This window comes from Streptomyces sp. NPDC090045 (assembly GCF_044747975.1).
In the GTDB taxonomy this organism is placed as follows: domain Bacteria; phylum Actinomycetota; class Actinomycetes; order Streptomycetales; family Streptomycetaceae; genus Streptomyces.
The window spans coordinates 578,896-605,893 of record NZ_JBIVFA010000004.1; the positions used below are offsets into that span (position 1 = coordinate 578,896).

General features: G+C 71.3%; 29 protein-coding genes. 11 read left to right on the plus strand and 18 right to left on the minus strand.

Translation table 11 applies throughout. The features are described 5' to 3' along the window. Window positions 1-86: 86 nt before the first annotated feature. A complete protein-coding gene (gene entS, locus ACIPYQ_RS14855) occupies window positions 87-1,415 on the minus strand; it encodes an enterobactin transporter EntS (RefSeq protein WP_401250576.1) in 1,329 nt (442 codons plus the stop codon). Between the two features lie 39 nt (window positions 1,416-1,454). Beyond that, a complete protein-coding gene (locus ACIPYQ_RS14860) occupies window positions 1,455-1,694 on the minus strand; it encodes a phosphopantetheine-binding protein (RefSeq protein WP_401250579.1) in 240 nt (79 codons plus the stop codon). 193 nt (window positions 1,695-1,887) lie between these two features. Between ACIPYQ_RS14860 and ACIPYQ_RS14865 the strand changes: the two genes are divergently transcribed. After that, a complete protein-coding gene (locus tag ACIPYQ_RS14865) occupies window positions 1,888-2,388 on the plus strand; it encodes a GNAT family N-acetyltransferase (RefSeq protein ID WP_401250582.1) in 501 nt (166 codons plus the stop codon). An 83-nt stretch (window positions 2,389-2,471) separates the two neighbouring features. On the opposite strand, the gene ACIPYQ_RS14870 is transcribed toward ACIPYQ_RS14865, so the two are convergent. The 8 genes from ACIPYQ_RS14870 to ACIPYQ_RS14905 all read right to left on the minus strand — a co-directional run bounded on the left by ACIPYQ_RS14870 (window position 2,472) and on the right by ACIPYQ_RS14905 (window position 10,260). After that, complete coding sequence (locus tag ACIPYQ_RS14870; protein ID WP_401250585.1) at window positions 2,472-2,681, minus strand: MbtH family protein; 210 nt, start codon at window positions 2,679-2,681, stop codon at window positions 2,472-2,474. Between the two features lie 49 nt (window positions 2,682-2,730). After that, window positions 2,731-4,113, minus strand: a complete 1,383-nt coding sequence (locus ACIPYQ_RS14875; RefSeq protein WP_401250588.1) for a lysine N(6)-hydroxylase/L-ornithine N(5)-oxygenase family protein — start codon at window positions 4,111-4,113, stop codon at window positions 2,731-2,733. A gap of 211 nt (window positions 4,114-4,324) precedes the next feature. Next, on the minus strand, window positions 4,325-5,185 hold the full coding sequence (gene argB / locus ACIPYQ_RS14880) for an acetylglutamate kinase (protein ID WP_401250889.1): 861 nt from the start codon (window positions 5,183-5,185) through the stop codon (window positions 4,325-4,327). A 67-nt stretch (window positions 5,186-5,252) separates the two neighbouring features. Beyond that, the gene (locus tag ACIPYQ_RS14885; RefSeq protein ID WP_401250591.1) at window positions 5,253-5,858 is read right to left on the minus strand and encodes an isochorismatase family protein; all 606 of its coding nucleotides are present in this window, start codon (window positions 5,856-5,858) and stop codon (window positions 5,253-5,255) included. Between the two features lie 208 nt (window positions 5,859-6,066). After that, window positions 6,067-6,720 (minus strand): hypothetical protein, encoded by a 654-nt coding sequence (locus ACIPYQ_RS14890; RefSeq protein WP_401250594.1) that lies wholly within the window; start codon window positions 6,718-6,720, stop codon window positions 6,067-6,069. A gap of 19 nt (window positions 6,721-6,739) precedes the next feature. Beyond that, on the minus strand, window positions 6,740-7,714 hold the full coding sequence (locus ACIPYQ_RS14895; RefSeq protein WP_401250596.1) for a class I SAM-dependent methyltransferase: 975 nt from the start codon (window positions 7,712-7,714) through the stop codon (window positions 6,740-6,742). A 113-nt stretch (window positions 7,715-7,827) separates the two neighbouring features. Then, on the minus strand, window positions 7,828-9,000 hold the full coding sequence (locus tag ACIPYQ_RS14900) for an alpha/beta hydrolase family protein (protein WP_401250599.1): 1,173 nt from the start codon (window positions 8,998-9,000) through the stop codon (window positions 7,828-7,830). A gap of 114 nt (window positions 9,001-9,114) precedes the next feature. Then, the gene (locus ACIPYQ_RS14905; protein ID WP_401250601.1) at window positions 9,115-10,260 is read right to left on the minus strand and encodes an epoxide hydrolase family protein; all 1,146 of its coding nucleotides are present in this window, start codon (window positions 10,258-10,260) and stop codon (window positions 9,115-9,117) included. A gap of 63 nt (window positions 10,261-10,323) precedes the next feature. Between ACIPYQ_RS14905 and ACIPYQ_RS14910 the strand changes: the two genes are divergently transcribed. Next, window positions 10,324-11,298 carry a helix-turn-helix transcriptional regulator gene (locus tag ACIPYQ_RS14910; protein WP_401250604.1) on the plus strand — a complete coding sequence of 325 codons (975 nt, stop codon included), beginning with the start codon at window positions 10,324-10,326 and terminating at the stop codon, window positions 11,296-11,298. A 217-nt stretch (window positions 11,299-11,515) separates the two neighbouring features. Beyond that, the gene (locus ACIPYQ_RS14915) at window positions 11,516-12,922 is read left to right on the plus strand and encodes a serine hydrolase domain-containing protein (RefSeq protein WP_401250607.1); all 1,407 of its coding nucleotides are present in this window, start codon (window positions 11,516-11,518) and stop codon (window positions 12,920-12,922) included. Between the two features lie 296 nt (window positions 12,923-13,218). Here the strand turns inward: ACIPYQ_RS14915 and ACIPYQ_RS14920 are convergent, their stop codons facing one another. Then, window positions 13,219-13,650: a VOC family protein gene (locus ACIPYQ_RS14920; RefSeq protein WP_401250610.1), complete on the minus strand. Its 432-nt coding sequence runs from the start codon at window positions 13,648-13,650 to the stop codon at window positions 13,219-13,221. Between the two features lie 426 nt (window positions 13,651-14,076). On the opposite strand from ACIPYQ_RS14920, the gene ACIPYQ_RS14925 reads away from it, so the two are divergent. Next, complete coding sequence (locus ACIPYQ_RS14925) at window positions 14,077-14,781, plus strand: hypothetical protein (protein WP_401250613.1); 705 nt, start codon at window positions 14,077-14,079, stop codon at window positions 14,779-14,781. Window positions 14,782-15,172: 391 nt separating this feature from the next. Here ACIPYQ_RS14925 and ACIPYQ_RS14930 read toward each other — a convergent pair whose 3' ends face one another. Both ACIPYQ_RS14930 and ACIPYQ_RS14935 read right to left on the minus strand, forming a co-directional pair. After that, window positions 15,173-15,664, minus strand: coding sequence for a 2'-5' RNA ligase family protein (locus ACIPYQ_RS14930; protein ID WP_401250616.1), 492 nt, complete (start codon window positions 15,662-15,664; stop codon window positions 15,173-15,175). A gap of 186 nt (window positions 15,665-15,850) precedes the next feature. Further along, complete coding sequence (locus tag ACIPYQ_RS14935; RefSeq protein ID WP_401250619.1) at window positions 15,851-16,816, minus strand: hypothetical protein; 966 nt, start codon at window positions 16,814-16,816, stop codon at window positions 15,851-15,853. A gap of 294 nt (window positions 16,817-17,110) precedes the next feature. On the opposite strand from ACIPYQ_RS14935, the gene ACIPYQ_RS14940 reads away from it, so the two are divergent. Next, a complete protein-coding gene (locus ACIPYQ_RS14940) occupies window positions 17,111-17,560 on the plus strand; it encodes a hypothetical protein (RefSeq protein ID WP_401250622.1) in 450 nt (149 codons plus the stop codon). A 200-nt stretch (window positions 17,561-17,760) separates the two neighbouring features. Here the strand turns inward: ACIPYQ_RS14940 and ACIPYQ_RS14945 are convergent, their stop codons facing one another. Beyond that, on the minus strand, window positions 17,761-18,099 hold the full coding sequence (locus tag ACIPYQ_RS14945; protein ID WP_401250625.1) for a hypothetical protein: 339 nt from the start codon (window positions 18,097-18,099) through the stop codon (window positions 17,761-17,763). A gap of 289 nt (window positions 18,100-18,388) precedes the next feature. On the opposite strand from ACIPYQ_RS14945, the gene ACIPYQ_RS14950 reads away from it, so the two are divergent. The 3 genes from ACIPYQ_RS14950 (at window position 18,389) to ACIPYQ_RS14960 (ending at window position 20,852) form a co-directional block, all read left to right on the plus strand. Continuing rightward, window positions 18,389-19,402 carry an SPFH domain-containing protein gene (locus ACIPYQ_RS14950; protein ID WP_361762780.1) on the plus strand — a complete coding sequence of 338 codons (1,014 nt, stop codon included), beginning with the start codon at window positions 18,389-18,391 and terminating at the stop codon, window positions 19,400-19,402. Next, entirely contained in the window at window positions 19,399-20,298 is a 900-nt protein-coding gene (locus ACIPYQ_RS14955) for a hypothetical protein (protein ID WP_401250628.1), read from the plus strand. The genes ACIPYQ_RS14950 and ACIPYQ_RS14955 overlap by 4 nt, the downstream gene beginning before the upstream one ends. A gap of 113 nt (window positions 20,299-20,411) precedes the next feature. Beyond that, window positions 20,412-20,852, plus strand: coding sequence for a VOC family protein (locus tag ACIPYQ_RS14960; RefSeq protein WP_401250631.1), 441 nt, complete (start codon window positions 20,412-20,414; stop codon window positions 20,850-20,852). A gap of 89 nt (window positions 20,853-20,941) precedes the next feature. On the opposite strand, the gene ACIPYQ_RS14965 is transcribed toward ACIPYQ_RS14960, so the two are convergent. From ACIPYQ_RS14965 to ACIPYQ_RS14975, 3 genes are all read right to left on the minus strand, one after another. Beyond that, complete coding sequence (locus ACIPYQ_RS14965) at window positions 20,942-21,556, minus strand: hypothetical protein (protein WP_401250634.1); 615 nt, start codon at window positions 21,554-21,556, stop codon at window positions 20,942-20,944. A 189-nt stretch (window positions 21,557-21,745) separates the two neighbouring features. After that, on the minus strand, window positions 21,746-22,132 hold the full coding sequence (locus ACIPYQ_RS14970) for a DoxX family protein (RefSeq protein WP_361762791.1): 387 nt from the start codon (window positions 22,130-22,132) through the stop codon (window positions 21,746-21,748). Between the two features lie 63 nt (window positions 22,133-22,195). Continuing rightward, entirely contained in the window at window positions 22,196-22,666 is a 471-nt protein-coding gene (locus ACIPYQ_RS14975; RefSeq protein ID WP_401250637.1) for a carboxymuconolactone decarboxylase family protein, read from the minus strand. Between the two features lie 164 nt (window positions 22,667-22,830). On the opposite strand from ACIPYQ_RS14975, the gene sigJ reads away from it, so the two are divergent. Beyond that, entirely contained in the window at window positions 22,831-23,763 is a 933-nt protein-coding gene (sigJ, locus tag ACIPYQ_RS14980; protein ID WP_401250639.1) for an RNA polymerase sigma factor SigJ, read from the plus strand. 627 nt (window positions 23,764-24,390) lie between these two features. After that, entirely contained in the window at window positions 24,391-25,128 is a 738-nt protein-coding gene (locus tag ACIPYQ_RS14985) for a VOC family protein (RefSeq protein ID WP_401250642.1), read from the plus strand. A 78-nt stretch (window positions 25,129-25,206) separates the two neighbouring features. On the opposite strand, the gene ACIPYQ_RS14990 is transcribed toward ACIPYQ_RS14985, so the two are convergent. Beyond that, entirely contained in the window at window positions 25,207-26,544 is a 1,338-nt protein-coding gene (locus ACIPYQ_RS14990) for a PQQ-binding-like beta-propeller repeat protein (protein WP_401250645.1), read from the minus strand. Window positions 26,545-26,801: 257 nt separating this feature from the next. On the opposite strand from ACIPYQ_RS14990, the gene ACIPYQ_RS14995 reads away from it, so the two are divergent. Next, window positions 26,802-26,957 carry a hypothetical protein gene (locus ACIPYQ_RS14995; protein ID WP_401250648.1) on the plus strand — a complete coding sequence of 52 codons (156 nt, stop codon included), beginning with the start codon at window positions 26,802-26,804 and terminating at the stop codon, window positions 26,955-26,957. Window positions 26,958-26,998 lie beyond the last annotated feature (41 nt).

Sequence of the window (26,998 nt, forward strand, 5' to 3'; positions counted from 1 at the left end):
AGGGCCTGCGGGCAGGCCGGGGTACGGGTGCGCCGGGGCGGACGGGACTCGGGCGCCGCGCTTCGCGTCGGGCGGCGGTACGTCGATCAGGCGGCGGGGGCCGAGGGCGCCAGGCCGGCGGAATCCGGGCCGGCGCTGTCCGGGCCGGGCCCGTCCTCTTCTTCCCCGTCCCAGCGGGGGAGGGTGGCCTTGCGCAGGCCCGGTACGGCGACCGCGACGGTGACGGCGGCCAGGGCGCAGATCGCGCCGTTCACCACGGCCGCGCCACCGGGACTGAACCAGCGGGCGAAAGCGGCGACTTCGACGTCTCCGACGACTCCTCCGGTGGTGCCCTGCGTGGTGATGACGCTGACGATCCGCCCGCGCAACCGGTCCGGGGTGCTGTGCTGGACGAGGGCGTACTCGAGGATCTCGTACACCGTTCCGGCGGCTCCGCACACGGCGAGCAGGGCGAAGGCGACCCAGACGTGGCCGCTGAGCCCGAAGCCCACGGTGGCCAGACCGCCGGTGAAGCCCGCGCCGAGCAGCAGCAGCCCGGGCCGGGCGGCCCGGGTCAGCCAGCCGCTGGTGGCCGACATGGCGACCGCGCCGACCGCGGGGGCGGTGTAGAGGAGGCCGAGCATGACCTCGCTGCCGTGGAACTGCTTGTCGACCATCTCGGGGAACAGCACGACGGGGACGTTGAACAGGGCCATGACTCCGCCGAGCAGGACCAGGCCGCCCACGACGCGGTTGCGCAGGGCGTACCGGAAGGCGACGAGCAGCGAACCGCTGTCGGCGCCGTACGCCTCCTCGTCCTCGTCGTCCCTGACCGGGGGCAGCGGCCGGATCCGGGAGATCAGGAGGGTGGTGACGGCCGTGGTCACGGCGGTGAAGGCGAAGACCGGGCCGGGCCCCCACAAGGCGAGGAGGACGCCGCCGAGGAACGGCGCGCTGATGGAGCCGATTTCACCGGTCAGCGAGATGAGGGCGCCCGCGGCGGGGAGCTGGTCGGGACGTACGAGGGTCGGGGCGACGGCCATCAGGGCCGTCACGCTGACGCCGGTGGCCAGGCCGTCCCAGGCGACGCAGAGGTAGATGCCCCACAGGGTGGGTTCCGGCAGCATCGCGTTCACGGCGAGGCCGGCGAAGGCGAGCGCGGCGGCGCCGCGGGCCCACACGATCAGGCGCTTGCGGTCGGTCCGGTCGGCCATCACCCCGCCCCAGAGGGAGCCGAGCAGCACGGTGATGCTCATGATCATGCTGGCGACGGCGACGTCGAAGGTCGAGCGGGTCAGTCCGTACACCTGGGCGGAGAGGGCCACCGTCGCCATGCCGAGGCCGAACAGGGACACCACGCGGGCGATGAAGATCGCGCGGAAGTCGCGGCTGGAGCGCAGGGGTTCGATGTCTATGACGAAGTCACGCAGTGGCACGGCAGGCTCCGGGGCGGGCAGGTGCGGGGGAGGAGGGGGTCAGGGCGCGGTGGCGAGCAGGTCGGCCCACTGGCGGAGGGTCGGCCGCTCGGCGAGGTCCACGAAGGTGATCCGGGCGCCGTCGGCCCGCCATTTCTCGACGAGCGACATCAGCCGGATCGAGTCGAGGCCCTGGTCCAGGAGGCTCTCCTCCAGGGAGACGTCGGCGGGCTCGGTGTAGAGCACGTCGGCGACGTCGCGGACCAGGCGGTCGAGCGTGAACGACGGGGATGCGGGCATGGAACGGCTCTCTCCTGGGGCTCGACACCTCTATGAAAAGTAAGGCAAGGCTTACCTAACTAGGCATGAGCGTGCACGTCAAGCGGGGTGTGGTGAACATTCGGGTGGGGTGTCGGTCAACCGGCTTCGCCGTGCGCCCTGTTGGGCGGCGGGTCTGATTGCGGGTCAACTTAGGGAAGGCTAACCTAATTTTGTGATTACTGCCGCCATCCCCCGTCCGCCGGTACACGGTGCGGACGATCTCCCGCTGCTGGTCCGCAGGGCTCGCCTGCAGGACGCCCGCGCCCTCCACTCGCTCTCACTGGCCTTCATTCGCTCCGGAGCCCTACGGGCCCGCAGCATCGACCACTACCTGGCGCACGCCGGGGAGTTCATCCTCGTGACCGGCCGCGGCCGCACCCCCGTCCGGGGCTGCGTCGCCCTGAGCGACGAGGGGGACGGGGCCGCCGTGCTCTACAACTTCTGTGTCGCCCGGGGAAGCCAGGGGCGCGGACTGGGCGCCGCGCTGCTGCGGGCCGCCTTCGCCGAGGCGAGGGGCCGCTCGATGCGGGAGGTCTTCACGGCGACCACCAGCGGCGCGGACCTGTTCCGGCGGTACGGCTTCGAGCCGGCCGGCCCGGGACGCGCTCCCGCCGCCTGGGCGGGGGCGCTGGACCCCGCGCGGGGGTCCGAGGTGCTCGCCCGGCGCCTCTGAACCGTACGCTGCGCACACGACAGGGCCGGGCCGGAGCGGGTGCTCCGGCCCGGCCCCGCGCGGAGGGCCGGACCGCCCGGGAATCAGCTCCTGGCGGCGAGGCCGGCGGGCCGCATGTCGGTCCAGTGGGCGTCCGTGTAGGCGGCGCAACCCTGCCGGCTGTCCTCGCCGTGCACGACGGACCAGCCCGCGGGAACCGCCGCGAAGGCGGGCCAGAGCGAGTGCTGGTTCTCGGCGTTCACGAGGACGAAGTAGCGGGCGTCGTCGTCCTCGAAGGGGTTGGTGGTGGCCATGGCGTCTCTCCTCGGGTGATGACCGGACCGGTCGGTGCGGGGGTGGGGATCAGTGGTGTGCGGCGACGGCCGCCGGCCGGGCCGCCGCGGTGGCCTGCACGTCGGCCTCGGCCGCGCGCAGGAGCAGGGAGTCGCGGATCTCGCCGGAACGCACGGCGAGCGTGGAGAGCAGGGAGGCGGTGATGCCGTGGGTGTGCTCGGCGGCGGCGCCCTGGACGTAGATGCCGGCCCGGACGCGGCCGGTGGTCTCCACCCGGTGGTCGCGGCCGACGCGCAGCCGCCCCTGTCCGTCGGTGAGGCACTCCCCGGCCAGGTCGCCGAGCAGCTCCGCGGGCTCGGTGGGCCGGTAGCCGGTGGCCAGCACCACCGCGTCGCAGTCGAGGGCGAACGTCTCTCCCGTGGTGAGGGAGCGGACCACGGCCCTGGCCCCGTCCGGGAGTTCCTCCACGGCGGTGAGGGCGGTGGTGTTCAGGATGCGCAGCCGTTCGGTTCCCGCGACCTTCTCCTGGTACACGGTCCGGTACAGGTGCTCGATCAGCTCGCCGTCCACCACCGCGTAGTTGGTGTTGGAGTGGTAGTCGATCAGCCGCTGCTTGACCTCCTCCGGGGCCTGGAAGAACTCGTCCACGGCGCTCGGGTCGAAGATCCGGTTGGCGAAGGGGCTGTCGTCGGCGGGGCTGTACCCGTACCGGGTGAACACGGCGCAGACCTCGGCGTCCGGGAACGTGCGGTGCAGGTGGTCGGCGGTCTCGGCGGCGGACTGTCCGGCGCCGACGACGACGAAGCGCCCGTGCGGACGGACCGTCAGTTCCGGTGCGCGGTGCAGCAGGTCGCGGTTGTGCCAGACGTGCGGGCCGGTGCCGATCCCGTCCGGCACGTGGGGGCGCAGTCCGGTCCCGAGGACGAGGTTGCGGGTACGGGTGGCATGCAGCGGTCCGGTCCCGGACGTGGGCCGGGTGATGACGTCCAGGTGGTCCACGGCGCCCGCGGGCCCTGCCGGGCGCACCTCGACGGCCTCGGTGGCGTAGTCGACCTCCCCGGTGAAGGAGGCCGCGCACCAGCGGAAGTAGTCGTGGAATTCGAGGCGCGTGGGGAAGAACGTCTTCTGGTTGATGAAGTCCGCCAGCCTGTCCCGGTCCTGGAGGTAGTGCAGGAAGCTGAAGGGGCTCCCGGGATTGCGCATCGTCACCAGGTCCTTGAGGAAGGACACCTGCATGGTGGCCCCTTCGAGGAGCATGCCCTGGTGCCAGCCGAAGTCGTCCTGGCGCTCGACGAAGGAGGCCCGGATCGCCTCGCCTGAGGCCCGCCGGCCGTTGTGCTCCCGGATCGCTATCGCCAGGGCCAGGTTGGCCGGCCCGAAGCCGATGCCCACCAGGTCCCTGATGTCCGGGAGAGCGTCCCCGGGTGTGGAGCGCGCGTGCGGTACGGACATGCCCATCCTTCCTCGGTCCTACCTCAATTGCTTAGGTAAGGCTGGCCTAACATCGCCGAAGCCTCGGGGGCTGTCAAGTTGAGCCCTGATTGACCTTCAGATCCGACAACTCATCGGGCCTCTAGGGGAGTTGGGCATGCGGAAGGCCCGGAGCGGCATCCGCTCCGGGCGCGGGTGGGGGAGGGCCGTACAGGGTCGGCCCTCCCGTTGTTCAGCGGGGGAGGCGTTCCTCCCGCGGCGGGTCGTCGGGCACCACCGTGGTGCCGGCGCGCTCGTCCGCGAAGGTCTCCCGTACCAGGACGTGCGGCACCCGGCCGTCCAGTACGTGCGCCATCCGGACCCCGGAGCGTACCGCCCGCAGGCAGCCCTCCATCTTCGGCAGCATGCCGCCGGCCATCGAGGGCAGCAGTTTCTCCAACTCGCCCGCGGTGAGCCGGTCGATGATCCGGGTGCTGTGCGGCCAGTCCGCGTAGAGTCCCGCGACGTCGGTGAGCATCACCAGCTTCTCCGCGTCCAGTGCCTGGGCGAGGGCGGCGGCCGCGAGGTCCGCGTTGATGTTGTAGACGTTTCCGTCGTCAGCTCCCCGGGCGATGGGGGAGAGCACCGGGATGCGCCCCCGCTCGAGCAGGCCCCGTACCGTGTCGGGGTCGACGTGCACGATGTCGCCGACCAGCCCGATGTCCACCTCCGTGCCGTCCACCAGGGCCGGCCGCCGGACGGCGGACAGCGTGCGCGCGTCCTCGCCGGTCATGCCGACGGCGAGGGCTCCGTGATGGTTGATGAGGCCGACGATGTCCCGTTGGACCTGGCCGGCCAGCACCATCCGGACGACGTCCATCACCTCGGGGGTCGTCACCCGCAGTCCGGCGGCGAACCGGACCTCCAGGGCGAGCCGTTCGAGCATCGCGCTGATCTGGGGGCCGCCGCCGTGCACGACGACCGGCCGGAGCCCCGCGTCGCGCAGGGCGACCACGTCCTGGGCGAAGGACGCCTTGAGTTCTTCGCTCACCATGGCGTTGCCGCCGAACTTCACCACGACCGTGTGGCCTCGGTATCGCTCCAGCCGGGGCATCGCCTCGGTGGGTGTGGGCGCCTGTGGCGCCGCGGGCCCGCTCACCGGGCCGGGGGTGGTGTCGTCATCAGGCTTCCAGTTCGTCGATGAGGGTCGCGGTGGTCCGTACGACGGCGCCTCGGGCGGCCGTCCAGCGAAGGGCGAGCGCGTGCTCCTCCGCCGAGGTGTCCGCCACCGCGTCGGCGACGACGAACGGCTGGATGTCGTTCATGAAGGCGTCCGCCGCGGTGAGCAGGACGCCGGAGTGGGCGAACACGCCGCACAGGATCAGCTGGTCGCGGCCCGTGGTGCGCAGGAGGCGCTCCAAGTGACTGCGCAGGAAGGCGTTGTGCCGGGCGTTGGTGATCACGTGCTCGCCCCGGTGCGGGGTCAGTTCCTCGGTGATCGACACGTCGCGGTCCGGTGCGGTCGGTTCTGTCTCCATCTCGGCCACGAGGCCGCGCTGTTCGGGGCGTAGGGCCGGGGGTTCCGCGCTGAAGACGACGGGCAGCCCGAGCTTGCGTGCGGACCGGCGCAGAGCGGCGATGTTGCCGATCAGGTCGACGAGGGGCGAGTGGTTCCGGGGAAACGGGTGGAGCAGGTGGTTCTGCATGTTGTGGATGAGCAGGGCTGCCCGGTCGGGGTCGATGGACCACGGTGCCGCGGAGTGGGGCACGACGTCCCGAGTGGGCATGGGATAGGGGGCGATGGTCGCAGGGCCCACGGCTGGATCTCCTCGTTACCGACGCTTCGCGGGGCGCCGGTGGTGAACGGCGCGCGGAGCTCGGCGAGGGCCGGAGGATGCCCCGACCCTCATCCATTACTTAACTTAGCCTAACCTAACTAGATCGTTCGAGGGGGGCGTGGAGCGCCGCCCGTCCGGTCGGCGCGCGCTCGCGCACTCAGTCCCGGCGCGTGATGCGCCCGCTCAATCCGCCTGTCAGGCCGCCCGGTTGGCTTTCTGGAGAAAGGAGGGGGTCGTCGAGCTGGACGATCCGGTACCCGGTGCGGCGGCCAGCGCCCTTGGGGGGCCTGCGCCGCTGGCCCGCGCCCGCTTTCGCCGACCGGGCCCGCTGGGCCGCCGCGATCAGGGCCCCCACGGGCGGAGCCTCGGCGCGCAGGCGGTTGAACCCGCGGACGGAGATCCCGACGAGGGTCGCCGCGGCCGGCCAGGCCGCACCCTTGCGGATCGCGTTCAACATCAGCTGGAGCGCGGCGGGCGTGGGCGCCGCCCCCGGTCTCAGCCCGTGCGCCTCGGCCAGCGCGTGCGCGGCGCGGAGCGCCTCGGCGAAGCTGGCGTCGATGTCCAGCCACTCGCGCAAGGTGCGCTCGGGAAGGCCGGCAGCGGCGGCGCAGCCGGGGATGGTCAGTCCCTGGGCGGCCCCGCGGAGGGCGTCGGCCATCCGGGCGATCGTTTCCTCGCGCTGGCTGGGCGTGCGACGCAATGCGTCGCGCAGCGCCCGGTCCATCTCCTCCTGGGAACTCATCCAGGCCAGTACCTCGTCGGCCCACTCGTCCTGCTGCGCTTGGTCTCGCGCCTTGTCCTGCATCCCCACACCCCCAATTTAGGTAAGCCTAACCTAAGAATGTGTGAGGAGGGAGACATGTGACGACAATCGGGCCATTCCCCGGCCCCCGGGGAACGACCGCAAGCCGGCCCGGCAGGAGGGCAGTTGCAGCCCCCCCGCGAGCTCCGGGCCCGTCTACCCCGCGGCCCGCAGCCGGGCCACGGAAGTGGGCCGGCGCACCGAGGGCGAGCAGACGGAACAGTCCCGCGGCCGCCCGGTGGCCGAGGCTGATGCGCTCCATCACCCGGTGGTCGCGGACCCACTCCCAGCCGGGCGCCACGGCGGCGAGCCCCCGCCCGCCCCGGGCGCCGGAACGGAACTGTGCCCCCGTCGCCTTGACGATGGGGTGCCGACCGCTGAGCGCGACCTTCGGATGGAAGAAGTCCGCCACCAGTTCGGCTGCCGGGAAGGCGGAGCGGCAGGACGTGAGGAAGGCCCGCAGTCCGGCCGGATCCAGGTACATCAGCACGCCCTCGGCCAGGACGAGTACGGTGCGGCGCTCCCCGGCCAGGGGTAGCAGCCGCTCCGCCCAGTCGGGCTCGGTGATCGAGGCGGGGAACACCCGGGCGCGGTCCCGCGGCAGCAGCGCGGCCCGCAGTTCCACGACGTCGGGCATGTCGACGCCGAGCCAGGTGACGGAAGGGGGCAGCGCCCCCGCGAGCCGCTCGGCCCGCGTGTCGAGGCCGATGCCCACCGAGACGACCGCCGCGTCGGGGTGCGTCCGGCAGAAGGCGGCGGTCAACTCGTCGAAGACGATGGCCCGGTGGACCGAACCGAGCGCGTTGCTCCGGTCGGTCAGCACCTCGGGCGCGCGATATCCCGTCGAGGCCAGCACGGAGGCTGCCGCCGGATCGCGGAACGCGGTTCCCGGGAGGAGCTCGGCGGCGTGGGCGCGGCCGTAGAGGGGGGTCAGCAGGGTCATGGCCACCCCGCTCAGGCCGTGGGCGCTGCCGTCGCCCCCGGAAGGTGTCGGTGTCGACATGTGCGCGGACTCCTCGGTTCGATCGTCCTTCGGGAGAACGGGGCGTGGCGCAGGGGCCCGGAGTGGCGGGCGCCCGCAGGGGACGCCCGGCCGGCGGACGCCCCCGTACGCCCTCAGCTGCTGCGGTGGAACACGACCTCCGGGTCGGCCGCCGTCGGACCGTCCAGGCGCGGCGCCGGCTTCCCGCGCAGGTGCAGGTCGAAGAAGTCGCCGACGTACGACCGTGTGATCTGCTGGGACCGGGTGCCCGAGAGCGGTGTCTCCGGGTGCGGGTACCCCGCCCCGTCGCCGAGGACCGGCCAGTCGGTGAAGGCCGGATGTCCGGCTCCCGTGACCGTCAGCCAGCGCTTCCAGCCGTCCAGTCGGGGCCAGTTGTCCGCCCAGGAGGTGTCGGGGAAGTCCGGCGGCAGCAGGGCCGGATCGCCGGCGAGCATCAGGAAGGGGCGTGCCCCGAGGCCGCCCTGTGGCAGGGGGGTGAAGAAGGTGCCGTCCATGTTGACCCCGGCGTCCACGCGGGGATCCGCGGCCATCGTGGCCGAGGCCGCCGCTCCGCCGATGGAGTGGCCGGCCATGCCGATGTGCCGGGAGTCGATCAGCCAGGAGTACCGCCACGCGGAGCGCGGGCCCGTGAGCCGGTCCAGGACGAAGGAGACGTCGCGGGCGCGGCCGTCGGAGACCCGGTGCAGCGACCCGTCGGGGAACACCTGCTCGCACGCCGTGCAGGAGAGGACCCGCCCGCCCGGGAAGACGGTGCCGTCCGACTCGTACGCGTGGTCCACCGCGGCCACGACGTAACCCCGGCTGGCGAGTTCCTCGGCCAGGGTGCTCAGTGAGGCGCGCGGCATGGTGAAGCCGGGGGAGAGCACGATCAGCGGGTAGCGGTGCACCGAGGGGCGGGGCAGGGCGTCCGACCGCGCATGGGTGCGGGTTCCCGCGACCTGCTCGGGCGTGACGTACTCGCCCAGTCGCCCCCGGTCCGTCAGCAGTGCCTTGGCCTCGGGAACGGCCATGTAGGGAGCGGGAGTTCCGGTGCGGGCGAGCGCCGGGTAGTACAGCGACAGCAGTAACTCCCGGTCGGCCGTGGGCACCCAGGGGTCCTTGCGCTCCCGGTCCACCAGGTGGAGGGTGTCGCGCCCCACGCCGAAGGAGCCGGTGGGACGCGGGAGTTCGAGCCGGGAGGCACTCGCCGGAACGGTCGAGGCGACTGCGGGAGTCGCGAGCGTGCCGGGTGCGGCGAGGGCCAGACCGGCCGCCACCGCCGTCAGCACACGGATGATCTTTTTCATGCCCGCATCCTAAGGCATTTTAGGCAAGGCTTACCTAACTTCGCAGGGGTGTCGTGGAGTTCGGCCGTTCACCGCAGCGGCTCCGGGCACTTCCCGGAGCCGCTGCGTCGGGTATCAGCCGTCCAGCGAGCCGAAGAAGGTGCGGACGTCGAGGACGAACGCCTCCGGCTGCTCCAGCGAGAGGAAGTTGCCGCCCCGCTCCAACTCGGTCCAGTGGGTGACGTGGTGATCGCGCTCGGCGAAGCGGCGGATGGCGATGTCGGTGTGCAGGGCGACGGCCACACCGGTCGGGACGGTGCCGCGCGGCTTCGGGGCCCAGGCGCTCGGGTCGTGGCCCGACTCGTAGTACAGGTTCGCCGAGGAGCCCGCCGTGCCGCTGAACCAGTAGACGCTGACATTGGCCAGAAGGCGGTCCCGCCCGACGGCGTCCTCGGGGAGCTCGGCGGCCGGGTCGGTCCACTCCTTGAACTTCTCGGCGATCCAGGCGAGTTGACCGACCGGCGAGTCGTGCAGCCCGTAGGCGAGGGTCTGCGGGCGGGTGGACTGGATGGCGTTGAAGCCCATCTTGTCCTGCTGGAAGTTCTCCAGCCGGGCCAGCCGCTCCTGCTCGGAGGCGGTCAGCCCGTCGAATTCGGCCGGATCGCCGGAGGGGAAGGTGATCAAGCCGTTGACGTGCACGCCGACGACCCGGTCGGGCGCCTGCCGGCCCATCTCGGCGGCGATCCAGGCGCCGCCGCCGGTCCCCTGGACTCCGTACGAGTCGTACCCGAGCCGACCCATCAGCTCGACGAACGCGCCCGCGATGCGGCCCGTGTTCCAGCCCGCCTCGCCGAGCGGACCGGAGAAGCCGGTGCCGGGGGTCGAGGTCACGATGACGTGGAAGTCCTCCGCCAGCGGCCGGATGACATCGGCGAACTGCACGAAAGAACAGGGCCAGTCGTGCAGCAGAAGCAGCGGAACGGCGTCCGGGCGCTGCGAACGGACGTGCAGGAAGTGGATGTTCTGGCCGTCGATCTCGGTGGTGAACTGGGGGAACTCGTTGAGCTCCGCCTCCGCCTTGCGCCAGTCGAAACCGTCGGCCCAGTACGCGGCCAGGGCCTTGAGGTAGTCGGTGGGCACGCCCCGGCTCCAGCCGGCGCCGGGGATCTCGCTGCCCCAGCGGGTACGTGCCAGCCGGTCGCGCAGGTCGTCGAGCTCGACCTGCGGGACCTCGATGCGGAAGGGGTGGATCCGGGCGTCGGTGTTGCTGCTGTTCTCCATGGGTAAGACACTATTCTCGATATAGGCACGATACCTTCCTAATGACGCAACAGGCTGGTCCTCATGCTCGATACCTCCGCACGTCTGCTGCGTCTGCTCTCCCTGCTGCAGACCCCGAGGGCCTGGCCGGGATCCGAACTCGCCGAGCGCCTCGGGGTGAGCGGCCGTACCGTCCGCAACGACATCGAACGGCTGCGCGAGCTCGGCTACCCCGTGGACGCCACGCGCGGAACCACCGGCGGATACCGGCTCGGTGCCGGCGCCGCCATGCCCCCGCTGCTCCTCGACGACGAGGAGGCCGTCGCCGTGACGATCGCGCTGCGCACCGCCACGCAGGGAGCCGTCCCCGGAACGGAGGAGACCTCGCTGCGGGCGCTGACCAAGCTGGAGCAGGTACTGCCCTCCCGGCTGCGCCGCCGGGTACGGGCCCTCATGGCGTACACCGTGGCCGTGCCGGCGGACCGTCCGGTCCCGGCCGTGTCCGCGGACGTACTGACCACCCTCGTGTCCGCCTGCCGTGACCGGGAACGACTCCGCTTCGACTACCTGGACCACGCGGGCTCGCCCACCCGCCGCATCGTGGAGCCCTACCGGGCGGTGAACTGGGGGCGGCGCTGGTACCTGGTGGCGTGGGACGTCGAGCGCGAGGACTGGCGGACCTTTCGGATCGACCGGATCCGGCCCCGCACCCCGACCGGACCGCGCTTCCCCCCGCGCGAACCGCCCGGCGGCGACGTGGCCGCGTACGTCGCGCTACGGGTGTCGGGCGCGGCCTGGCGCCACCACGCGCGCGTGACCGTGCACGCCCCGGCCGCAGCCGTGGCCGAGCGGATCAACCCCGCGGTGGGCACGGTCGAGGCGCTGGACGCCGATACCTGCGTACTGGTCACCGGCGCCGACACGGTACAGACGCTCGCCGTCTACCTGGGCATGCTCGACTTCGACTTCGACGTCACCGAACCCCCGGAACTGGTCACCCACCTCCGCGGCCTCGCGGACCGCTACGCGCGCTCGACGGGAGAGCGGCCGCTCCGCTGACGGTGGCGATGAGGGTGAGGGTGAGGGTGAGAGTCGGGTCGGGCGGGGCCCGGTCGGCGGTCGATGTGACAAATGTAATGGGTTGTCAAGGTGCCTCTCCTTCTGGAGGTTGATGCCTTGTTCGTCCTGGTGGAGGAGGCCGTACTGCGGGTATGGGGCCAAGAATCGAGGTGTCCCAGATCGCCGGGCCCCACCGGGCCACCGACGAGGAGCCGCCGTGCCCCACACCGCTTCTGCCGACCGTCCCTTACCGCGCCTGCGCCGCGTTGCCTCCGTCACCGCCGTCGCCGTGGCTCTGCTCGCGGGCCTCGCTCCGGCGGCCACCGCCGCCGGCGAGGAATCGCCGGCCGCACGTGCCGCGGCGGCGGGCCGGCACCCCGACCGTGCTCAGCTGCAGGCGAGGCTGAACGCCATCCAGGAGGCGGGCGTGTACGGCGTCTACTCCGCCGTACGCGACGGCCGCGCCCGCTTCGACGGAGCCGCCGGCCTCGCCGACGTTTCCGCCGGCATACCGACCCGCCCCGACCTCCGGCACCGCGTCGGCAGCGTCACCAAGACCTTCACCGCCGTCGCCGTGCTCCAGCAGTCCGCGAAGGGCCGGGTGGGCCTGGACCGACCGGTCGCAGACTACGTGCCCGAACTCCTGCCCGGCGAGCGCGGCCGCAAGGTGACCGTCCGCATGCTCCTCAACCACACCAGCGGTATCGACGACTACATAGTGGACGCCTTCCCCTCCCTCAAGAAGGGCACCACGGAGAGCCTGGACGACCACCGGTTCCGCACGGTACGACCCGCCGAGCTGATCGGGTACGGGGTGGCCCGGCCCCAGCTGTTCGAACCCGGCACCGACTGGGCCTACTCCAACACCAACTACCTGCTGCTGGGCGAGGTGCTCCGCAAGGTGACCGGCCAGGACCCGGAGCGGCTGATCACCCAGGACGTGATCCGGCGGGCCGGCTTGCGGGACACCTACTTCCCCGGCACCGACCCGCACATCCGCGGCGCCCATGCGCGCATGTACGAGAGCTTCTTCGGGCTCATCGACCCGCCGCGCGACTACAGCGTCTACAACATGACCTGGGCCGGCACGGCGGGCGCCCTCGTCTCCACCCCGCAGGACCTCAACACCTTCTACCGCACCCTGCTGACCGGCAAGCTGCTGCCGCGCACCCAGCTGGACGAGATGCGCACCGCTGTCGACGTCAAGGACAAGCAGGGCGCCGTGATCATGCGATACGGCCTCGGCATCTACACCATGGACACGCCCTGCGGCCCGGCCTGGGGGCACGACGGGGGAGTCTGGGGCGCCGGTACGTGGGCACTCTCCAGCCCGGACGGCACGCGGCAGTTCGCCATCGGCTACAACCTGATGAAGTACCAGCGCCCCAACGCGGACGGCACCGCCTTCGACCCGCACCCGGCCGACGCCGCCCTGGTGGATTACCGGGACCGGTCCCTCTGCGGTGCCACCGCGCCGAGCGCATCGGACCCGGCCGCGAAGAACCGTCCCGCCGAGGTCCCGCCGACGGGCATCCCGGCAGCCGACGGCCCGGCTCCCGCCCTCCGCACACTGCCCTTGTCCGCCGCGACGCTCCCCGGACTGCCGGCAGGCCCCGTTCGCTGAGCCGACATGGCCTCCCGCGGCCGGAGCGCGTTCCCTATTGCTGCGCGACGCAGTGATCCCGTATAGTTCTCTGCGTGACGCATCATCTGCGTCACGCAGAGAGCTGCTAAGGGGGAACCATGCTCAACGTGCAGGCCGACCGGCCACTCGCTCTCATGCCTCCATGGGGCTGCGACGGTCGACGCGTCCGGACTCCAGCAGTCGCCGGACTCGGGAGCCGTAGCAGCACAGCGGGGCCGAGCCCTGCAGGTGCGGGTGACGTGCGACGGGCAGCGGGCGAGGAGGGCAGCCGGCGGTCAGCGTTCGGCGAGTTCCGAGGGGGCTTCCTGGATCACCCAGCTGTTCCCGTCGGGGTCGTTGAAGGTGACGAAGGAGTTCCAGGTCCCGCCCTTGCCGTTCTCCCAGCCGGTCGCGCCGACGTGCCGGACCGGGGAAACCTCGACTCCTCGGTCCGTCAGGTCCTTGTGGGCTGCTTCGATGTCGACGACGCACAGTTGAAGGCCGTGGAGCGTGCCGGGTGCCATGACCTCGGTGCCGGGAGCCGCCGGCATGCCCTGGAGCATGGCGATGGAGCAGCGCGAGCCGGGCGGAGTCATCTGGATGATGCGCACCCCCGGGGCGACCTCGTCGTCCAGGTCGATCTTGAAGCCGATCTTCTCGGCGTAGAAGGCCTTCGAGCGGTCCATGTCGGTGACGGGGACGGGGACGACTTCGAGTGTCCAGTTCATGGGGGCGCCTCCTGGGGTGTCCGGTCGTGAGTTCCGAGCTGGGTCCACGGTCGCCCACGCGGGCGTGATCGGCCACCTGCCAAATGGGGCGAGCGCTACCTCCACCGACTGGCCAACTGACCGTGCGGCTCGTCGCCGCCCGGGCGGCCTGCCGCTTCGGCGCGCGTGTGAATGCGGAGCGTGTCGGCCGCAGGCCCTCTTCACCCCGGTCTACCGTGGACCCGAGGTCCAGAGCCGCACCACCCCGGAGAGCGAGGGCCCCACGCGCGGTCGTCGGGGCAGCCGCCCCGTACGCCTTCACCTGCGAGGAGCGGACATGAAGCCGACATCCAGGGCGACCGGCACGTGCGCAACGCCCGACGACGCCGTACGACCTCGACGGCACATGCGATCCGACCTGCCGCCGAGCCCGGGAAGTAGTCGGTCGTGACCGCACAGAACCCGTCCGACACGGACCGAATGAGCGCGCAGGAGCCGGGGCCGAGATCCGCCGTCCACACCGAGAGCCGCTGGCCGATGGCCGCAGCGGTCATCGCTTCCGCGGTCCTCACCCTGCTTCTGCCCGACGACCTGCGCCTCGGACCCCGATGGGCGCTTCCCCTCGCCGAAGCCCTCCTGCTGGTGGCGCTGATCTCGGGAGACCCCGGCCGGATCAGCCGCCGCTCCACCGTCCTGCGCTCAGTGGCGATCGCCCTGGTCGTCGTGCTCGCGGGCAGCGCCATCTGGTCGACCGTCCAGCTGATCGACGACCTCATCCACGGCGGACACGAGACCAGCTCCGCCAATGCCCTCCTGCTGGCCGGCGGAAGCGTCTGGTCCTCCACCGTTCTCGCCTTCTCCCTCCTGTACTTCGAACTCGACAGCGGCGGGCCGGCCGCCCGCGCCCACCACATGCCCCCCACTCCGGCGCTCGCCTTTCCCCAACAGCTCAGCCCCGAACTGAACGCCCCGCACTGGCGCCCCCACTACATCGACTACCTCTACCTCGGGTTCACCAACTCCACCGCGCTGAGCCCCACCGACGTCATGCCGCTCGCCCCCTGGGCCAAGAGCGTCATGACCGTCCAGTCCGTCCTTTCCCTCATGATCCTGGGACTCGTCGTCGCCAGGGCCGTGAACGTCCTGGCCTGAGACGGCCCGGCGGCGCACGCGGAGCCAGCGGAGCCCCTTCACGACGTAGACGGCGGTCATGAGCGCGAAGCCAGTGGCAGCGAGCCAGAACCAGGATTGCGCCACCGTCAGACTCAGCAGCAGGCCGCCGATGAGCAGCAGGGCGGCGACGGTGTCCAACAGCTCGAGACGTGCCGTGGAGCGCACCACGGGGTCGGGACCGCGCAACCGGCGGACGATGGGAACGAGACCAAGGGCTTGCAAGACGGCCAGACCGAGAGCGATCCAGACGTACCAGTCGGGTATGTCCACGGCGCGCACTGTATCTCCTGCCCGGGACGCGCGACGAAGATCAGAAAGGAGCACCCCAGACGCCCCTGTGGTCACGGCCAGGGGGACCGGCGGGCGGTGTTCACCGTCCGTCCGGGCCGCCGAGCGGCGCGGTGAACCGCGGCCGCCAGCCTTCCTCCGTCAGCACCACCAGCTGGACCGCAGCCGCACGGGTGCGCAGAGGCAGCAGGCTGCCGACCGCAGTGCGGACCCGGGCGGCGGTTGCCGGGTCGTCCGCACCCATGGCGACCGTGACATGGGCGGCGGGCCGCGCGCCGAAACGGCCCCCGTACGGGCGCAACCCGGGCCACCGGCCGCGGAACGCATCAACCATCGGTTGGAGTTCCGCAACGGTGACGCCGACGAAGCCGGACGCCGTCACGAGCTCCTCCAAGACCAGATCAGCTGCCGGAAAACTCGCGGCCAGGGAACGCACGCCCTTCTCGTCCTGACCTGTCAGCGCCGATTCCGGCACGAACGGGTAGAGGAGCGAGACGTGCGCCGGCACCCCAAGACGCACCAGAGCCGGGTCGACACGCCACGCCGCATCGAGGAGCGGGGCAGCATCGGGCAAGACAATGACGACAGCAGTGGTCCCTGGCTCTGGCATTCCCTCATCATCGCAGGCCAGGCACTCGGCCCGAGAAGGTCGTACGGGGCGTGCGGGGTGGTTGAGCCTCTGTTCCGAGCGGCATGACGTGGTGTCACGCCATGCGGCCTGTCGGAGGCATGGGGCAGCGGACGCGGCGGGCCGGGGACCTCAGTACAGCGGGCCGGAGGGGAACCCGTGATCCGGCGGGAACGGATCGGGCAGGACGGGATCCGGCTGAGCGGCGGCTCCCTGCGCGCGGGCGACGGCCAGGCGCGCGGGCCACTCCGCCGCCCACATGATCGCGGCGGCCCCCGCCAGCGGCCAGAAGCCGTCGGCGTGAAGAGAGGGGTCCACGAAGGCGAACGCCGCGCAGATCAGCCACAACACCAGGCAGTGGTAGGCGACGAGGACGATCGAGGCGATTCCCGGTACGGGCAGCGACAGCGTGATGCGCGGCAGCATGAAGAGGGACGCCACGGCACACAGGGCGAGGGCCTGCCGCCACCCCGGCGCAGAGTCGAGCCGGACCCCGTCCAGCACGAGCGAGGCGAGGGCGAGTCCGGCGGCATTGAGCAGTACGGCGGCCAGCGAGCGCGCGGCCGCGCGGCTGGCGCGGTGGCGGAACAGGGCGAAGAAGCTCCCGACCGTCATGGCAACGGCCGCCACCAGCAGCCCCGAGACGAAGACCGGCCACAGGCCGGCCAGGCGCGCCGACAGACCCGCGGCGCCGCAGATCCGTACGCCGGCCCAGAGGGCGAGCGGATACACGGTGAGCAGGACCAGCAGATTGACCAGGGTCTGCACCACCCCGAGGAGCATCAGACGGCGCATCGGGGCGAAGAACTCCCGGTCCGAGCCCCAGAGGTCGGGCTCCTCCGCGAGGAGCCCCCGGACCCGTCGCAGGGACGGCCGCATCAGGAGAGCCGTCACGCTCGACGCCGCCCATACGCCTGCGCTCACGAAGGCGGCCAGCAGCGCCACCACGAGTACCTGCCGCCCTGCCGGCCCGGTCAGCCGGAAGTCGACGACCAGGAGCGCGGCCACCGCCACGCCGGCAGCCACCGAAGCCAGCCGCAGCACGACACCGGCGGCCCTTCCCGTACGTCCATTCCCGCGCCCGGTGTTGACCGTCATCAGCCCGCCCCTCGTGAGTCGCGACTCCGATAGAAGGCATGCCCTCCTTGAACCCCCACCAGCCGTGTGGGCCCACGCCGGTTCGGCGAAGCCGAAGGGAACGGGGATGTCGGACCGGGAGTACCTGCCGCCCGGCCACAGCCACCCGCGTCCGTGCCCCGGCGGGTGATTGCGGGGGCCATCACGACGCGGCCCCGGTCGACGCCCAGTTCGGGGCGGGCGTGGCTACCGGTGTCGGTGGCGGCCGTTAGGATTCGCTGTTTGTTCGATCAAGGCAAGCTGTGGGGGATCGGGATGAGTGCGCAACTGAGAGAGACCGCATCGGAGTTGGCGGGCCTCCTCTGGCGGGAACACACCGTCTACCGGGAGCGCGCGGGTGGTGTCGTGATACGCGGGGAGCATGTCCAGCGCTGGATCAGCCTGTCCCCTGCCGGCGGGCGGGACGAGGTGCTCGTGCGGGCCGGGCGGATCCTCGACGGCGGTACGACGGCCCCCGCACGCTCGGAGGCGGTGGCGCGCCTGTCGGCCGGGAGCGGCGAGCTGGCCGCGGTCTGCCGCCGCCTGCTGTCCGAGACCGCCGTCACCCCGACGGCTGTGCCGCGGGGGCGCAGGGGCGGACAGCGGAAGCCGCGCGGGCGGGCTGCCACGCGGGGCAGGCACACCAGCCTGGCGTCCTGGGGGGTTGTCGCCGCTGTGGTCGCGGTCATCGGCCTCTATGTTGCGAGCGCGACCGGGAGGATCTGAATCCGGCCGGCGGCCGCCGCACCCTGGGCGGCGTACGGCCCCGATGGCCCGGTCCGGCCCTCCAGCGCAGGAGCCGGTCCGGCTGGTGGTCCGGATGGCCCGGACGCACGCCAACGGGGTGCCGGGCGCGGATGGGCCGGTGGGTTGGGGCGGGGTGGGGAGTCGGCGCCAGTTCAGGCGGACAGAACGAAAGGGGGTGATCAGTAGACCATCGGCCCGGCGACTTCCGCACCTTCGTAGGTGATCGTGCACGTGACCGTCGTGCCGGGCTTGGAGTCCATGCCCTTCGGGCACTCACCGGTCACCGTGCCAGGGGCGTTGGCCATGGTGAGGGTCTGCTGCAACTCATGGACCACGTTCTCGGCGAAGGTGGCCTCGGCCGCCGGCGACGCCGTCGGCTCCAGGCTGCCGATGATCGGCTTGGTCAGCTTTTGCGGCAGCAGCGGACCGACCGGATCCGGCTTCGTATCGGCGCCGCTTCCGCACTCCGTGGCCAACAGGCACACCGCACCGAATGCCGTGATGATCTTCATGCGCATGATCGCCACCCTATCGACCGGTGGGCGCGGTTTTCGGCCGTCCGCCCCGCTTTGCACGTGCATGGAACGGCCTGCCGGGGACACGTACATGCGAGAAGGGGCCGCCCTGCGGAGCGGCGCCGACCCGCGGCGCACGGTACGCCCGCAGACTGCGATCCGCTGGTGCCGAGGACCCGTTCAAGCGGCTTGAGTTACGGGCAGGCGGCGCCACGGAAGCCCCCTTTTCGTCCCCTTGACGATATGGATCCCCCTCGTTATCGTCGTACTGACGAAATCAAGGAGGTTCGCCATGGCCGACATCACCCGGCGCTTCGGCTGGCGTCATCTGCGCTCCGCGCCCACCGCCCACATCCGCCACCACAAGCGCGGCCGGCTCGTCCACGACGGGCGGGGGCTCAGCTTCTGGTACCGGTCACTGTCGGCGGCGCTTTCGGAAGTGCCGGTCGACGACCGGGAGCTGGCCATGGCGTTCCACGCCCGTACGTCCGACTTCCAGGACGTCGCCGTGCAGGCCACCGTCACGTACCGGATCAGCGACCCGGCCGAAGCCGCGGACCGACTCGACTTCTCCGTCGACCCGGACACCGGGAGCTGGCGCGGCGCCCCCTTGGAGCAGATCGCCACCCTCCTCACCGAGACCGCGCAGCAGCACACGCTGGACGTACTGGCCCGGACTCCGCTGGCCGTCGCCCTGGTCGACGGCGTCGCCTCCGTGCGGGGGAGCGTCGCCGCCGGTCTGGCCGCCGAGCCCAGGCTCCCGGCCACCGGCATCGACGTGGTGGCCGTGCGGGTCGTGGCGATCCGCCCCGAGGCCGAGGTGGAGCGCGCCCTGCGCACCCCGGCCCGCGAGCAGATCCAGCAGGAGGCGGACCGGGCCACCTACGAGCGGCGGGCCGTCGCCGTCGAGCGTGAGCGTGCCATCGCCGAGAACGAACTGGCCAGTCAGATCGAACTGGCCAGGCGCGAGGAGCAACTGATCGACCAGCGCGGCACGAACGCCCGCCGCGAGGCCGAGGAGAAGGCGGCCGCGGACGGCATCCGCACCGAGACGGAGGCGGCCCGCAAGGTCCGCCTGGCCCACGCGGACGCCGAGGCCGCGCGTGAAACGGGCGCGGCGCAGGCCGAGGTTCAGGCAGCCTGGCTGCGCGTGCACGACGAAGCCGGCCCGGGGACGCTGCACGCCCTCGCGGTGACCCGGCTGGCGGAGAACCTGCCGCGGATCGAGAGCATCACGCTCTCTCCCGACGTCCTCACCGGGCTCCTCACCAGGCTCGGACGCCCGGAAGGCGGCACGGGCGCGTGAGCCTGGCCCCGCGGGCGGTGATCGTGCACCGCAGGACCGAGTACGAGGAACTGCTCGCCCGCCACGGGACGCACGGGCAGGCCGCGTTCTTCCTCTCCAGCCGGGGCCGGTCGATCGACGAGGTGGTCCGCCGCCACGAGCGCACCCGGCAGGCGCTGCGGGAGGTGGCGGCGGCGGTGCCGCTCACCTGGCGCAGCTCCCGGGTGGAGCGGGCGGACCTGGACCGTTTCCTGTTCGCCCCGGAGGACGTGGTGGTCGTGGTCGGCCAGGACGGTCTGGTCGCCAACACCGCCAAGTACCTGCGCGGACAGCCGGTGGTGGGCATCGACACCGACCCGGGACGCAACCCCGGGGTCCTGGTCCGGCACCGCTGCGCCGACACGGCCGCCCTGCTGCGTGCGGCGACCGCCACCGGCAGCCGGGCAGAGGAGCTGACCATGGTCGAGGCCGTCGCCGACGACACCCAGCGCCTTCTCGCACTGAACGAGATCTACCTGGGCTCGCCCGGCCACCAGACGGCCCGCTACCGCCTGGGCTCCGACGGCGAGAAGGGCCCGGGCGAGGCCCAGGCATCCTCCGGGGTACTGGTGGGCACCGGCACGGGCGCCACCGGCTGGCTGCGTTCCCTCTGGCTGGAGCGCGGCAGCCCCGTGGGGCTGCCCGCCCCCTGCGACCGGCGGCTCCTGTGGTTCGTGCGCGAGGCCTGGCCCTCACCCACGACCGGAACGACGAAGGTCGCCGGTGAACTCGGGCGGGGGCAGGAGCTGCAGCTGACCGTGGAGTCGGACCGGATCGTGGTCTTCGGCGACGGAATGGAGAGCGACGCCCTGGAGCTGACCTGGGGCCAGAGCGTACGGCTGGGCATCGCGGGAACCTCGCTGCACCTGGTGACGTGAGCGCCCTGCCCGGACCGGCTCACCCACTACGTACGGCTGGCTGGAAGCAGTGGCGACCGGCGAGACGGCCGGTCGAGCCGACGACATAGGACGCGGCCCCTACCCTCGGGGTCATGACGATTCAGCGCATGGACAACGTCGGCATCGTCGTCGACGACCTCGATGCCGCCGTCGCCTTCTTCACCGAGCTCGGCATGGAGCTGGAAGGCAGGATGCCGATCGAAGGAAGCTGGGCGGGGAAAGTCGTCGGGCTCGACTCCATGCGAAGCGAGATCGCGATTATGCGGATCCCGGACGCCCCGGGCCGGCTCGAACTGGCGAAATACCACACCCCGAAGGCGATCACCCCCAAGCCGGAGGTCACCCCGCCGAACACGCTGGGCCTGCACCGCGTCATGTTCGCCGTCGACGACCTCGAGGACACCCTCGCCCGCCTCCGGCCGCACGGCGCCGAACTCGTCGGCGAAGTGACGCGCTACGAGGACAGCCACCTGCTCTGCTATCTCCGCGGGCCGAGCGGAATCATCCTCGCGCTGGCCGAGCAGCTGAGCTGAGAAAAGGAACTCAGCGAGCTGCTCGCCTGGCCACCGGTCGCGGCGGTCAGCAGGTAGGTGGTGGTGACGTTGCCGGTCGACGGCACAGCTCAAGGTTGGGCCTTCAGCGGGCTCAGCTTGGGTATCAGCGTCCGGAGGAGCTGGGTCATTGCGGCGAAGGAGCCGTCGATCTCGGTGTCGGTCAGCGGCGCGGCCGGCTCGGCCTCGACCTCGACCTCGCACCCGAGATTGCGGTCGCGCACCTTCATCCCGAAGGTCGGACTCTTCGGGGCGCGGTACCGGAAAGCCTGGTCCCCCAGCCCGGTGACCGTCTCCGGGGGCCCGTAGAGGGCCGCCACGCCCCCGAACCCCTCGATGGCCTTGTCCACGTCCCTCCAGGCACTGCAGTTAACGGTGACCTTCACCGGATCCGTGCCCCCGCGAGCCATCGACTGCTTGCACGTGGAGCCGGAGACCACCTCCGGTTCGAGGCCCGTGTTGTATCCGTCGTGTGCACCTTGGAGCTGGAACACGTCCGCGAACTCCTTGAAGTCGAGGTGCTCGCAGATGTACCTGGGCGGGTGGTAGTCACCCGGCTTGACCACCATCGCACCGTCGCCGGCCGGCGACGGGCTCGCGGTCGGCATGGTCGATGAGCGGGAGCCCTCGAAGGCTATCGCCAACCTGATCAGCAGGCCGACGGCGACGAGCGAAGCCCCGACCACGGCCCAGACCCTGCTACGGCTCGTACCCGACATGGCACCCCTTCCCCCGGTGTCTCAGGACACCCCCAGGCTACCGAGAAGCACTGACAGAGCATCAGCGGTCGGTGCGTGGCCCGGAGGGCATGCCGCACACTGAGCCAGCGAGGGGCCTGCCGATGAGCTCGCCTCAGCCGCTCATGCCGCCCCCGGTCAGCTGATGAAGGACTCGGGGCCGAAGCGGCCCCATGCCACGAAACCGGCCAGGACGACATAGGCCAGGTCCACCACCATGAGTGCGGTCTCGTGACGCCGGAAGCGGGTGATCGCCGCACCCGTCATGAGCAGTACCAGACCGAGGGCGGCCAGCGGCACCAGAACCGGCGCGATGTCGAGTACGGCGGGTAGGACCAAGCCGGCCGCGGCCAGGACCTCAAGGGCTCCGATGGCCTTTACGCCGCCGTTGCCGAAGTCTTCGACCCATCCGGCGCTGGACCCACTGGCCGCTATCTTTTCCTTCGGTGTGATCACCTTGAAGGCGCCGCCGAGCAGGTAGGCAGCGGCGAGCAGTCCGGTAACGATCCACAGGGCGAGGTTCATTGGGCTTGTCCTTGCGGGGTTGGGGGGCTCCGGTCATGCGGCCGGGTGGCGTTCGGGCGGTTGTCAGTGCTGACCGGGCTCGTAGCCGCCGGCGGGCTGCTGGACCATGACGTTTCCGCGGTTGAAGGCGTTGATGAGGGCGATCTGGGTCACCAAGGCGGCGAGCTGGTCCTCGTCGTAGTGCCTGGCGGCATTCGCCCAGACCTCGTCGCTGACGCCACCGGCCGCATCCGCGATGCGAGTGGCCTCTTCGGCCAGCTCCAAGGCGGCGCGTTCGGCATCGGTGAACACCGTGGCCTCACGCCACGCCACGACCAGGTGGAGGCGCACGGCGCTCTCACCGGCAGCGGCGGCGTCCTTGGTGTGCATGTCGATGCATCCGGCGCAGCCGTTGATCTGGCTGGCGCGGAGCATCACCAGCTCGCGCGTCGCGGCCGGCAGTGTCGATTCCCCGAGCGACTTGCTCGCCGCGATGATGTGCTTCCACGCCTTGGCCGCGACCGGGCTGGCGAAGACGTCCAAACGAGCGTTCATTGTGGATTCCTTTGTCGTTGTTCGCTGTTGCCCCTCTAAGACAGGGCACCCCGGCGAGCTGTGACAGGAGTCGAATGTGACCCGCGTCTCCCTCTCCTTGGCTGATCCACAGGCCGAGGGCCTCGGATACCCTGCGCGGTATGCGAGTTCGGGGGAGAGGTTCCTTGCCGGGATCAACGGATGAGCCGGACGCGGCGGGCTACCGGCCGCTGCTGTTCTCCATCGCCTATGGCATGACCGGATCCGTGAGCGATGCCGAGGACATTGTCCAGGACGCGTTCCTCGGCCTGACCCGGGCCCACCAGGCCGGGACGGAGATCGCCGCCCCGAAGGCGTATCTGACCACATCGGTGACGCGGCTGGGAATCAACCACCTGAATTCGGCGCGAGTGCGACGCGAGACGTACGTGGGGGAGTGGCTGCCCGAGCCCGTCGTCGTATCCACCGACCGGCCGGGACCGGCCGAACACGCCGAGCTGGCCGACTCCCTGTCGATGGCGTTCCTCGTCCTCCTGGAGGCCCTGTCCCCGGTAGAGCGGGCGGTGTTCATGCTGCGCGAGGTGTTCGGGTACGACTACCCGGAGGTCGCGCGGAGCACCGGCAAGTCCGAGGCGAACTGCCGGCAGATCTTCGCCCGCGCCAGGAAGCGCATCGCCGCCGGAAGGCAGGCGGCCGACAGCACGCCGCCCCGGGCCCGGCGGGCGGAGGGCGAGGAGCTCGCCCGTACGTTCTTCGAGGCCGCCGGGGGTGGCGAGATCCACGCGCTGCTCGCCATGCTCGCGCCCGACGTGGTGTTCCACGGGGACGGCGGCGGCAAGGCGCGGGCGATCGCGAAGTCGGTGACCGAGCCGCTGCGCGTCGCACAACTGCTTGTCGGCGGGCTGCGCCGCCTCCGCTCGCTCGGCGCGGCACTCCGGCCGGTCTGGATCAACGGCCGGCCGGGCGCCCTGGTCGTCGACGCCGAAGGGCGCGTGGCCAGTGTGGTCGAGCTCGACCTCGTCGACGGCGTGGTCCGGGCGATCCACTCCGTGTCCAACCCCGACAAGCTCGGCCACATCGGGCCGGTGTCCGATATCGCGCGACTGCCGGAGCGATGAGCCGTCCTCACCTGCCGGCGGTTGACTTCGAGATGCGTCAGAACGAGCAGGGCGCGCAGGAGGCGGGGGCTCGGGCGGGGTCGGTGCGGCCTTCTACGCCCAGTTCGCCGAGGAGGGCCTGTCCCCGCCGGAGCGGCGGATCAGATCGCCGCTCTCCCGCCGTGCCCGGAGTGGAAGACGGAGCGGATCTGGCCCCGGACGCGGACTCCGCTGCCGCGCCGCACGTGGCCCCGTACGAGAAGGCCGGCGTCACTATCGGCGGCCGCCGCCTGCACTGCCGAGACCTGGACACCCACGCGCCACCCTCGCCTACGAGTACGCCGGCCGGGTCGCGGAGGACGACTTCAGCGACACCGAGAGCACGCCACGGGCCTGGACGACCTCACCGGCGACCTCGATACGGCCCGGCCGTGAGCGGCTGCCAGCGTCTTCGTACTTCAGCAGTCCCTGCCTCATTGGGGCGGACCGCGTAGGTCAACGATGACGAGGATCTCGGAAGACGGCTGGTCAGGGGTGCGCGGCGTGGTCGGGTCTCGCCCTCGTTCACAAGGACTTGCATCGTCTCGACCAAGCCCACCAGGTGACCAGGCGGCGGCCCGGCCGACGGCAGCTTCTAGGATCAGCGGCATGGCAACGCGACTTGTACAGATCAACATGAAGGCCCAGGACGACTCCGTGCTCGGCCGGTTCTGGGCGGAGGCACTCGGTTGGGGTGTCGACAGCGAGGGACCCGGGGTGACCAACCTCGAACCCGTGGGCTTCGCCTACCCCGACCCCGTGGCCGTCTGTATCGACATCATCGCCCGCCCGGAACCCAAAACGGTGAAGAACCGGGTGCACCTTGATCTGGCCACCACCTCGACCGCCCATCAGGCGGAGTTGGTCGCACGGCTGAAGGATCTGGGTGCGACGCTCGCCGACGTGGGTCAGGGCGACGTCCCCTGGACGGTCATGGCCGATCCGGAGGGCAACGAGTTCTGCGTCCTGGAGCCCCGCCCGATCTACCGGGACACCGGGCCGATCGCCGCGGTGGTGGTCGACTGCGCCGACCCGCGGGGGATGGCCCGGTTCTGGGATGAGGCGATGGACTGGACGCTGCACGAGGTCGCCGACGACCACGCGTCCATGCGTTCCGCCCAAGGCGTCGGCCCCTACTTGGAATTCGTCCGCACCCCCGACATCAAGACCGTGTGGAACCGCGTCCACCTCGACATCTGCCCCTACCCCGGTGACGACCTGGCAGCAGAGGAAGCCCGCCTGCGCGCCCTGGGCGCCACCGACCCCGGTATCGACCAGTCCGCCATCTCCTGGACGGTTCTGGCCGACCCGGAAGGCAATGAGTTCTGCCTCCTGACCCCTCGCTGACCTCGAGCAGTGGCTCCGGCCGAGCGCTGCGAGGGCGACTTGGAGGCGCCCCTGTGAAGCGTCAGCGTCCGAGTGGGGTCACGAGCGTTCGTACGCCGTGAAGGGGGGTGGCAGTGGCACGTAGTCGCTCAGGCTGGCGCCGATGAGCAGGCCCTTGTACTCGAAGATCTTGTACGGGGCGACGCTGTCGTGGAAGCTGCGGACGTCGCGCTGCTTGCCGGTGGCGGCGTCGAGGACGTACAGGTCCTCGTTGGCGACCGCCGATGTCGCGCTGGTCCTGACGATCACCGTGACCTTGCCGTCCTGGAGGTTCAGGCCGACACCCGGGGAGTCGTCGAGGCCCGTCTTCCAGACCTGCTGGCCGGTGGCCAGGTCGAAGGCGACCGCGCGGTGGCGGGTGCCGCCCTTCTTGTAGTAGCCGGCCAGGGCGTAGAGCCGGGTGCCGTCCGTCGTCGACCCGAGGGGTCTTTTGGCGTCGAGCGTGCCGTACGCGCCGTTGAAGTCGATGGGCGGATGGGGGCGGCCGTCCTTGTCGAAGGAGTGGAAGGCCCCGTGCTCGGAACCCGAAGAGGTCGAGGCGGACACGACCAGCGGGTCGGCCGACAGGATGGATGTGCCCACGCTGTGGCTGACCGGCTCACGATCGCCGAACGGGGTGGACCACAGCAGCGCACCGGTCGCCGGGTCGAAGGCGGCCGCGTGCAGTTCGGCGCCTACGGGGGTGTTGTCTCTCCACGGTTTGTCGGGGTCGCCGCAGGCGAGGAGGGCGGCGACGTGCCGTTTGGCCGGCGCGGCTTTGCCCGGGACGCAGTTCTCGGGAACGGCCGCCGTCCAGCGGGCCTCGCCGGTGCGTACGTCGACGGCGCGTAGCCCCTGGTCGGCGAGGACGGCGAGACCGCCGCCCGCGGCCACCGGGTTGGGCCCGAATCGGGTCGCCTTGTCGTCGTCGGCGGGGATCGGGGCGTGCCACATCTCGCGGCCGTTCTTCAGGTCGATGGCGGCGACGGTGGTGCAGAGCTCCCGCTTGGACGAGGCGGGGCGGGTGTCGTCGTCGCGTGTGACGAGCAGGACGGAGCTGTCGACGTCGGCCTCGGCGCCACAGATCTCGGAGCGGCCGGGCGGCCGGTACTCCCAGGCCCGCTTGCCGCTACCGGCGTCGTAGCCGGTCACCGCGTCGGAGCGGCTCCGTACCAGGGTGTCGCCGGCCAGCCAGGCCCCGTTGCCCTGCTTGGAGGCATTGCCGTCCGCCGGGGTCTTCCAGGCGATGTCCATGGAGTCCCCCGGGAAGCGGCCCGTGACGGCCAGGCATCCAGCGGCGACGGAGCCGATCAGGGCCACGGCGACGCCGCCCGCGATCAGCATGCGGCCGATCCGTCCTCTGCGGTCGGATACGTCGTCGTCCGTACGCGTGGCCATGTTCACTACCCCCTGGTGCGACGCCCGCCGGCTGGCAGATAGGGCGTCGCGCGTCTCCCCGGCGGTGATGATCATAGGTATTCGGCCGTCCGGGCGGGAGGGATGTCCGGCTCTCGGTACGGGCGCTGAAGCGGACGCCAGGACCTGATCAGCGCCGCCGATACCGAACACAGTGCGGTCCGTACCGAATCGAGAAGTTGATGGCACAGGGGCACCCAGTGCCTGTGGACGTCTCGGGTGAGGAGGGCGCCCACGCGATGAGCAGCATCGCCCAGGAGGGTGACATCCTTCAGGTGCACAACCCCTGGGGCCCGACCACCCGGGGCAGCGAGGACGACTTCAACAACGGCTACACGGGCAAGGGTTACAACAGTGATATCCCCAACGCGTACAGAGTTTGTCTTCCGCGGTAGCAGGGGCGGTGCGGCGATCGCGGCGGCCGCGCTCCTCGCTC

Excerpts from the sequence above, each read along its gene's own strand:
- ACIPYQ_RS14995 (WP_401250648.1), top strand. The coding sequence starts at position 26,802 with ATGAGCAGCATCGCCCAGGAGGGTGACATCCTTCAGGTGCACAACCCC.
- ACIPYQ_RS14945 (WP_401250625.1), bottom strand. The coding sequence starts at position 18,099 with ATGCGCATGAAGATCATCACGGCATTCGGTGCGGTGTGCCTGTTGGCC.
- ACIPYQ_RS14905 (WP_401250601.1), bottom strand. The coding sequence starts at position 10,260 with ATGGAGAACAGCAGCAACACCGACGCCCGGATCCACCCCTTCCGCATC.
- ACIPYQ_RS14975 (WP_401250637.1), bottom strand. The coding sequence starts at position 22,666 with ATGAACGCTCGTTTGGACGTCTTCGCCAGCCCGGTCGCGGCCAAGGCG.
- argB (WP_401250889.1), bottom strand. The coding sequence starts at position 5,185 with ATGCCCCGGCTGGAGCGATACCGAGGCCACACGGTCGTGGTGAAGTTC.
- ACIPYQ_RS14895 (WP_401250596.1), bottom strand. The coding sequence starts at position 7,714 with ATGTCGACACCGACACCTTCCGGGGGCGACGGCAGCGCCCACGGCCTG.
- ACIPYQ_RS14990 (WP_401250645.1), bottom strand. The coding sequence starts at position 26,544 with ATGGCCACGCGTACGGACGACGACGTATCCGACCGCAGAGGACGGATC.
- ACIPYQ_RS14985 (WP_401250642.1), top strand. The coding sequence starts at position 24,391 with ATGGCAACGCGACTTGTACAGATCAACATGAAGGCCCAGGACGACTCC.
- ACIPYQ_RS14870 (WP_401250585.1), bottom strand. The coding sequence starts at position 2,681 with ATGGCCACCACCAACCCCTTCGAGGACGACGACGCCCGCTACTTCGTC.
- ACIPYQ_RS14875 (WP_401250588.1), bottom strand. The coding sequence starts at position 4,113 with ATGTCCGTACCGCACGCGCGCTCCACACCCGGGGACGCTCTCCCGGAC.
- ACIPYQ_RS14920 (WP_401250610.1), bottom strand. The coding sequence starts at position 13,650 with ATGAACTGGACACTCGAAGTCGTCCCCGTCCCCGTCACCGACATGGAC.
- ACIPYQ_RS14910 (WP_401250604.1), top strand. The coding sequence starts at position 10,324 with ATGCTCGATACCTCCGCACGTCTGCTGCGTCTGCTCTCCCTGCTGCAG.
- ACIPYQ_RS14885 (WP_401250591.1), bottom strand. The coding sequence starts at position 5,858 with ATGCCCACTCGGGACGTCGTGCCCCACTCCGCGGCACCGTGGTCCATC.
- ACIPYQ_RS14935 (WP_401250619.1), bottom strand. The coding sequence starts at position 16,816 with ATGACGGTCAACACCGGGCGCGGGAATGGACGTACGGGAAGGGCCGCC.
- ACIPYQ_RS14970 (WP_361762791.1), bottom strand. The coding sequence starts at position 22,132 with ATGAACCTCGCCCTGTGGATCGTTACCGGACTGCTCGCCGCTGCCTAC.
- ACIPYQ_RS14940 (WP_401250622.1), top strand. The coding sequence starts at position 17,111 with ATGAGTGCGCAACTGAGAGAGACCGCATCGGAGTTGGCGGGCCTCCTC.
- ACIPYQ_RS14860 (WP_401250579.1), bottom strand. The coding sequence starts at position 1,694 with ATGCCCGCATCCCCGTCGTTCACGCTCGACCGCCTGGTCCGCGACGTC.
- ACIPYQ_RS14950 (WP_361762780.1), top strand. The coding sequence starts at position 18,389 with ATGGCCGACATCACCCGGCGCTTCGGCTGGCGTCATCTGCGCTCCGCG.
- ACIPYQ_RS14960 (WP_401250631.1), top strand. The coding sequence starts at position 20,412 with ATGACGATTCAGCGCATGGACAACGTCGGCATCGTCGTCGACGACCTC.
- ACIPYQ_RS14900 (WP_401250599.1), bottom strand. The coding sequence starts at position 9,000 with ATGAAAAAGATCATCCGTGTGCTGACGGCGGTGGCGGCCGGTCTGGCC.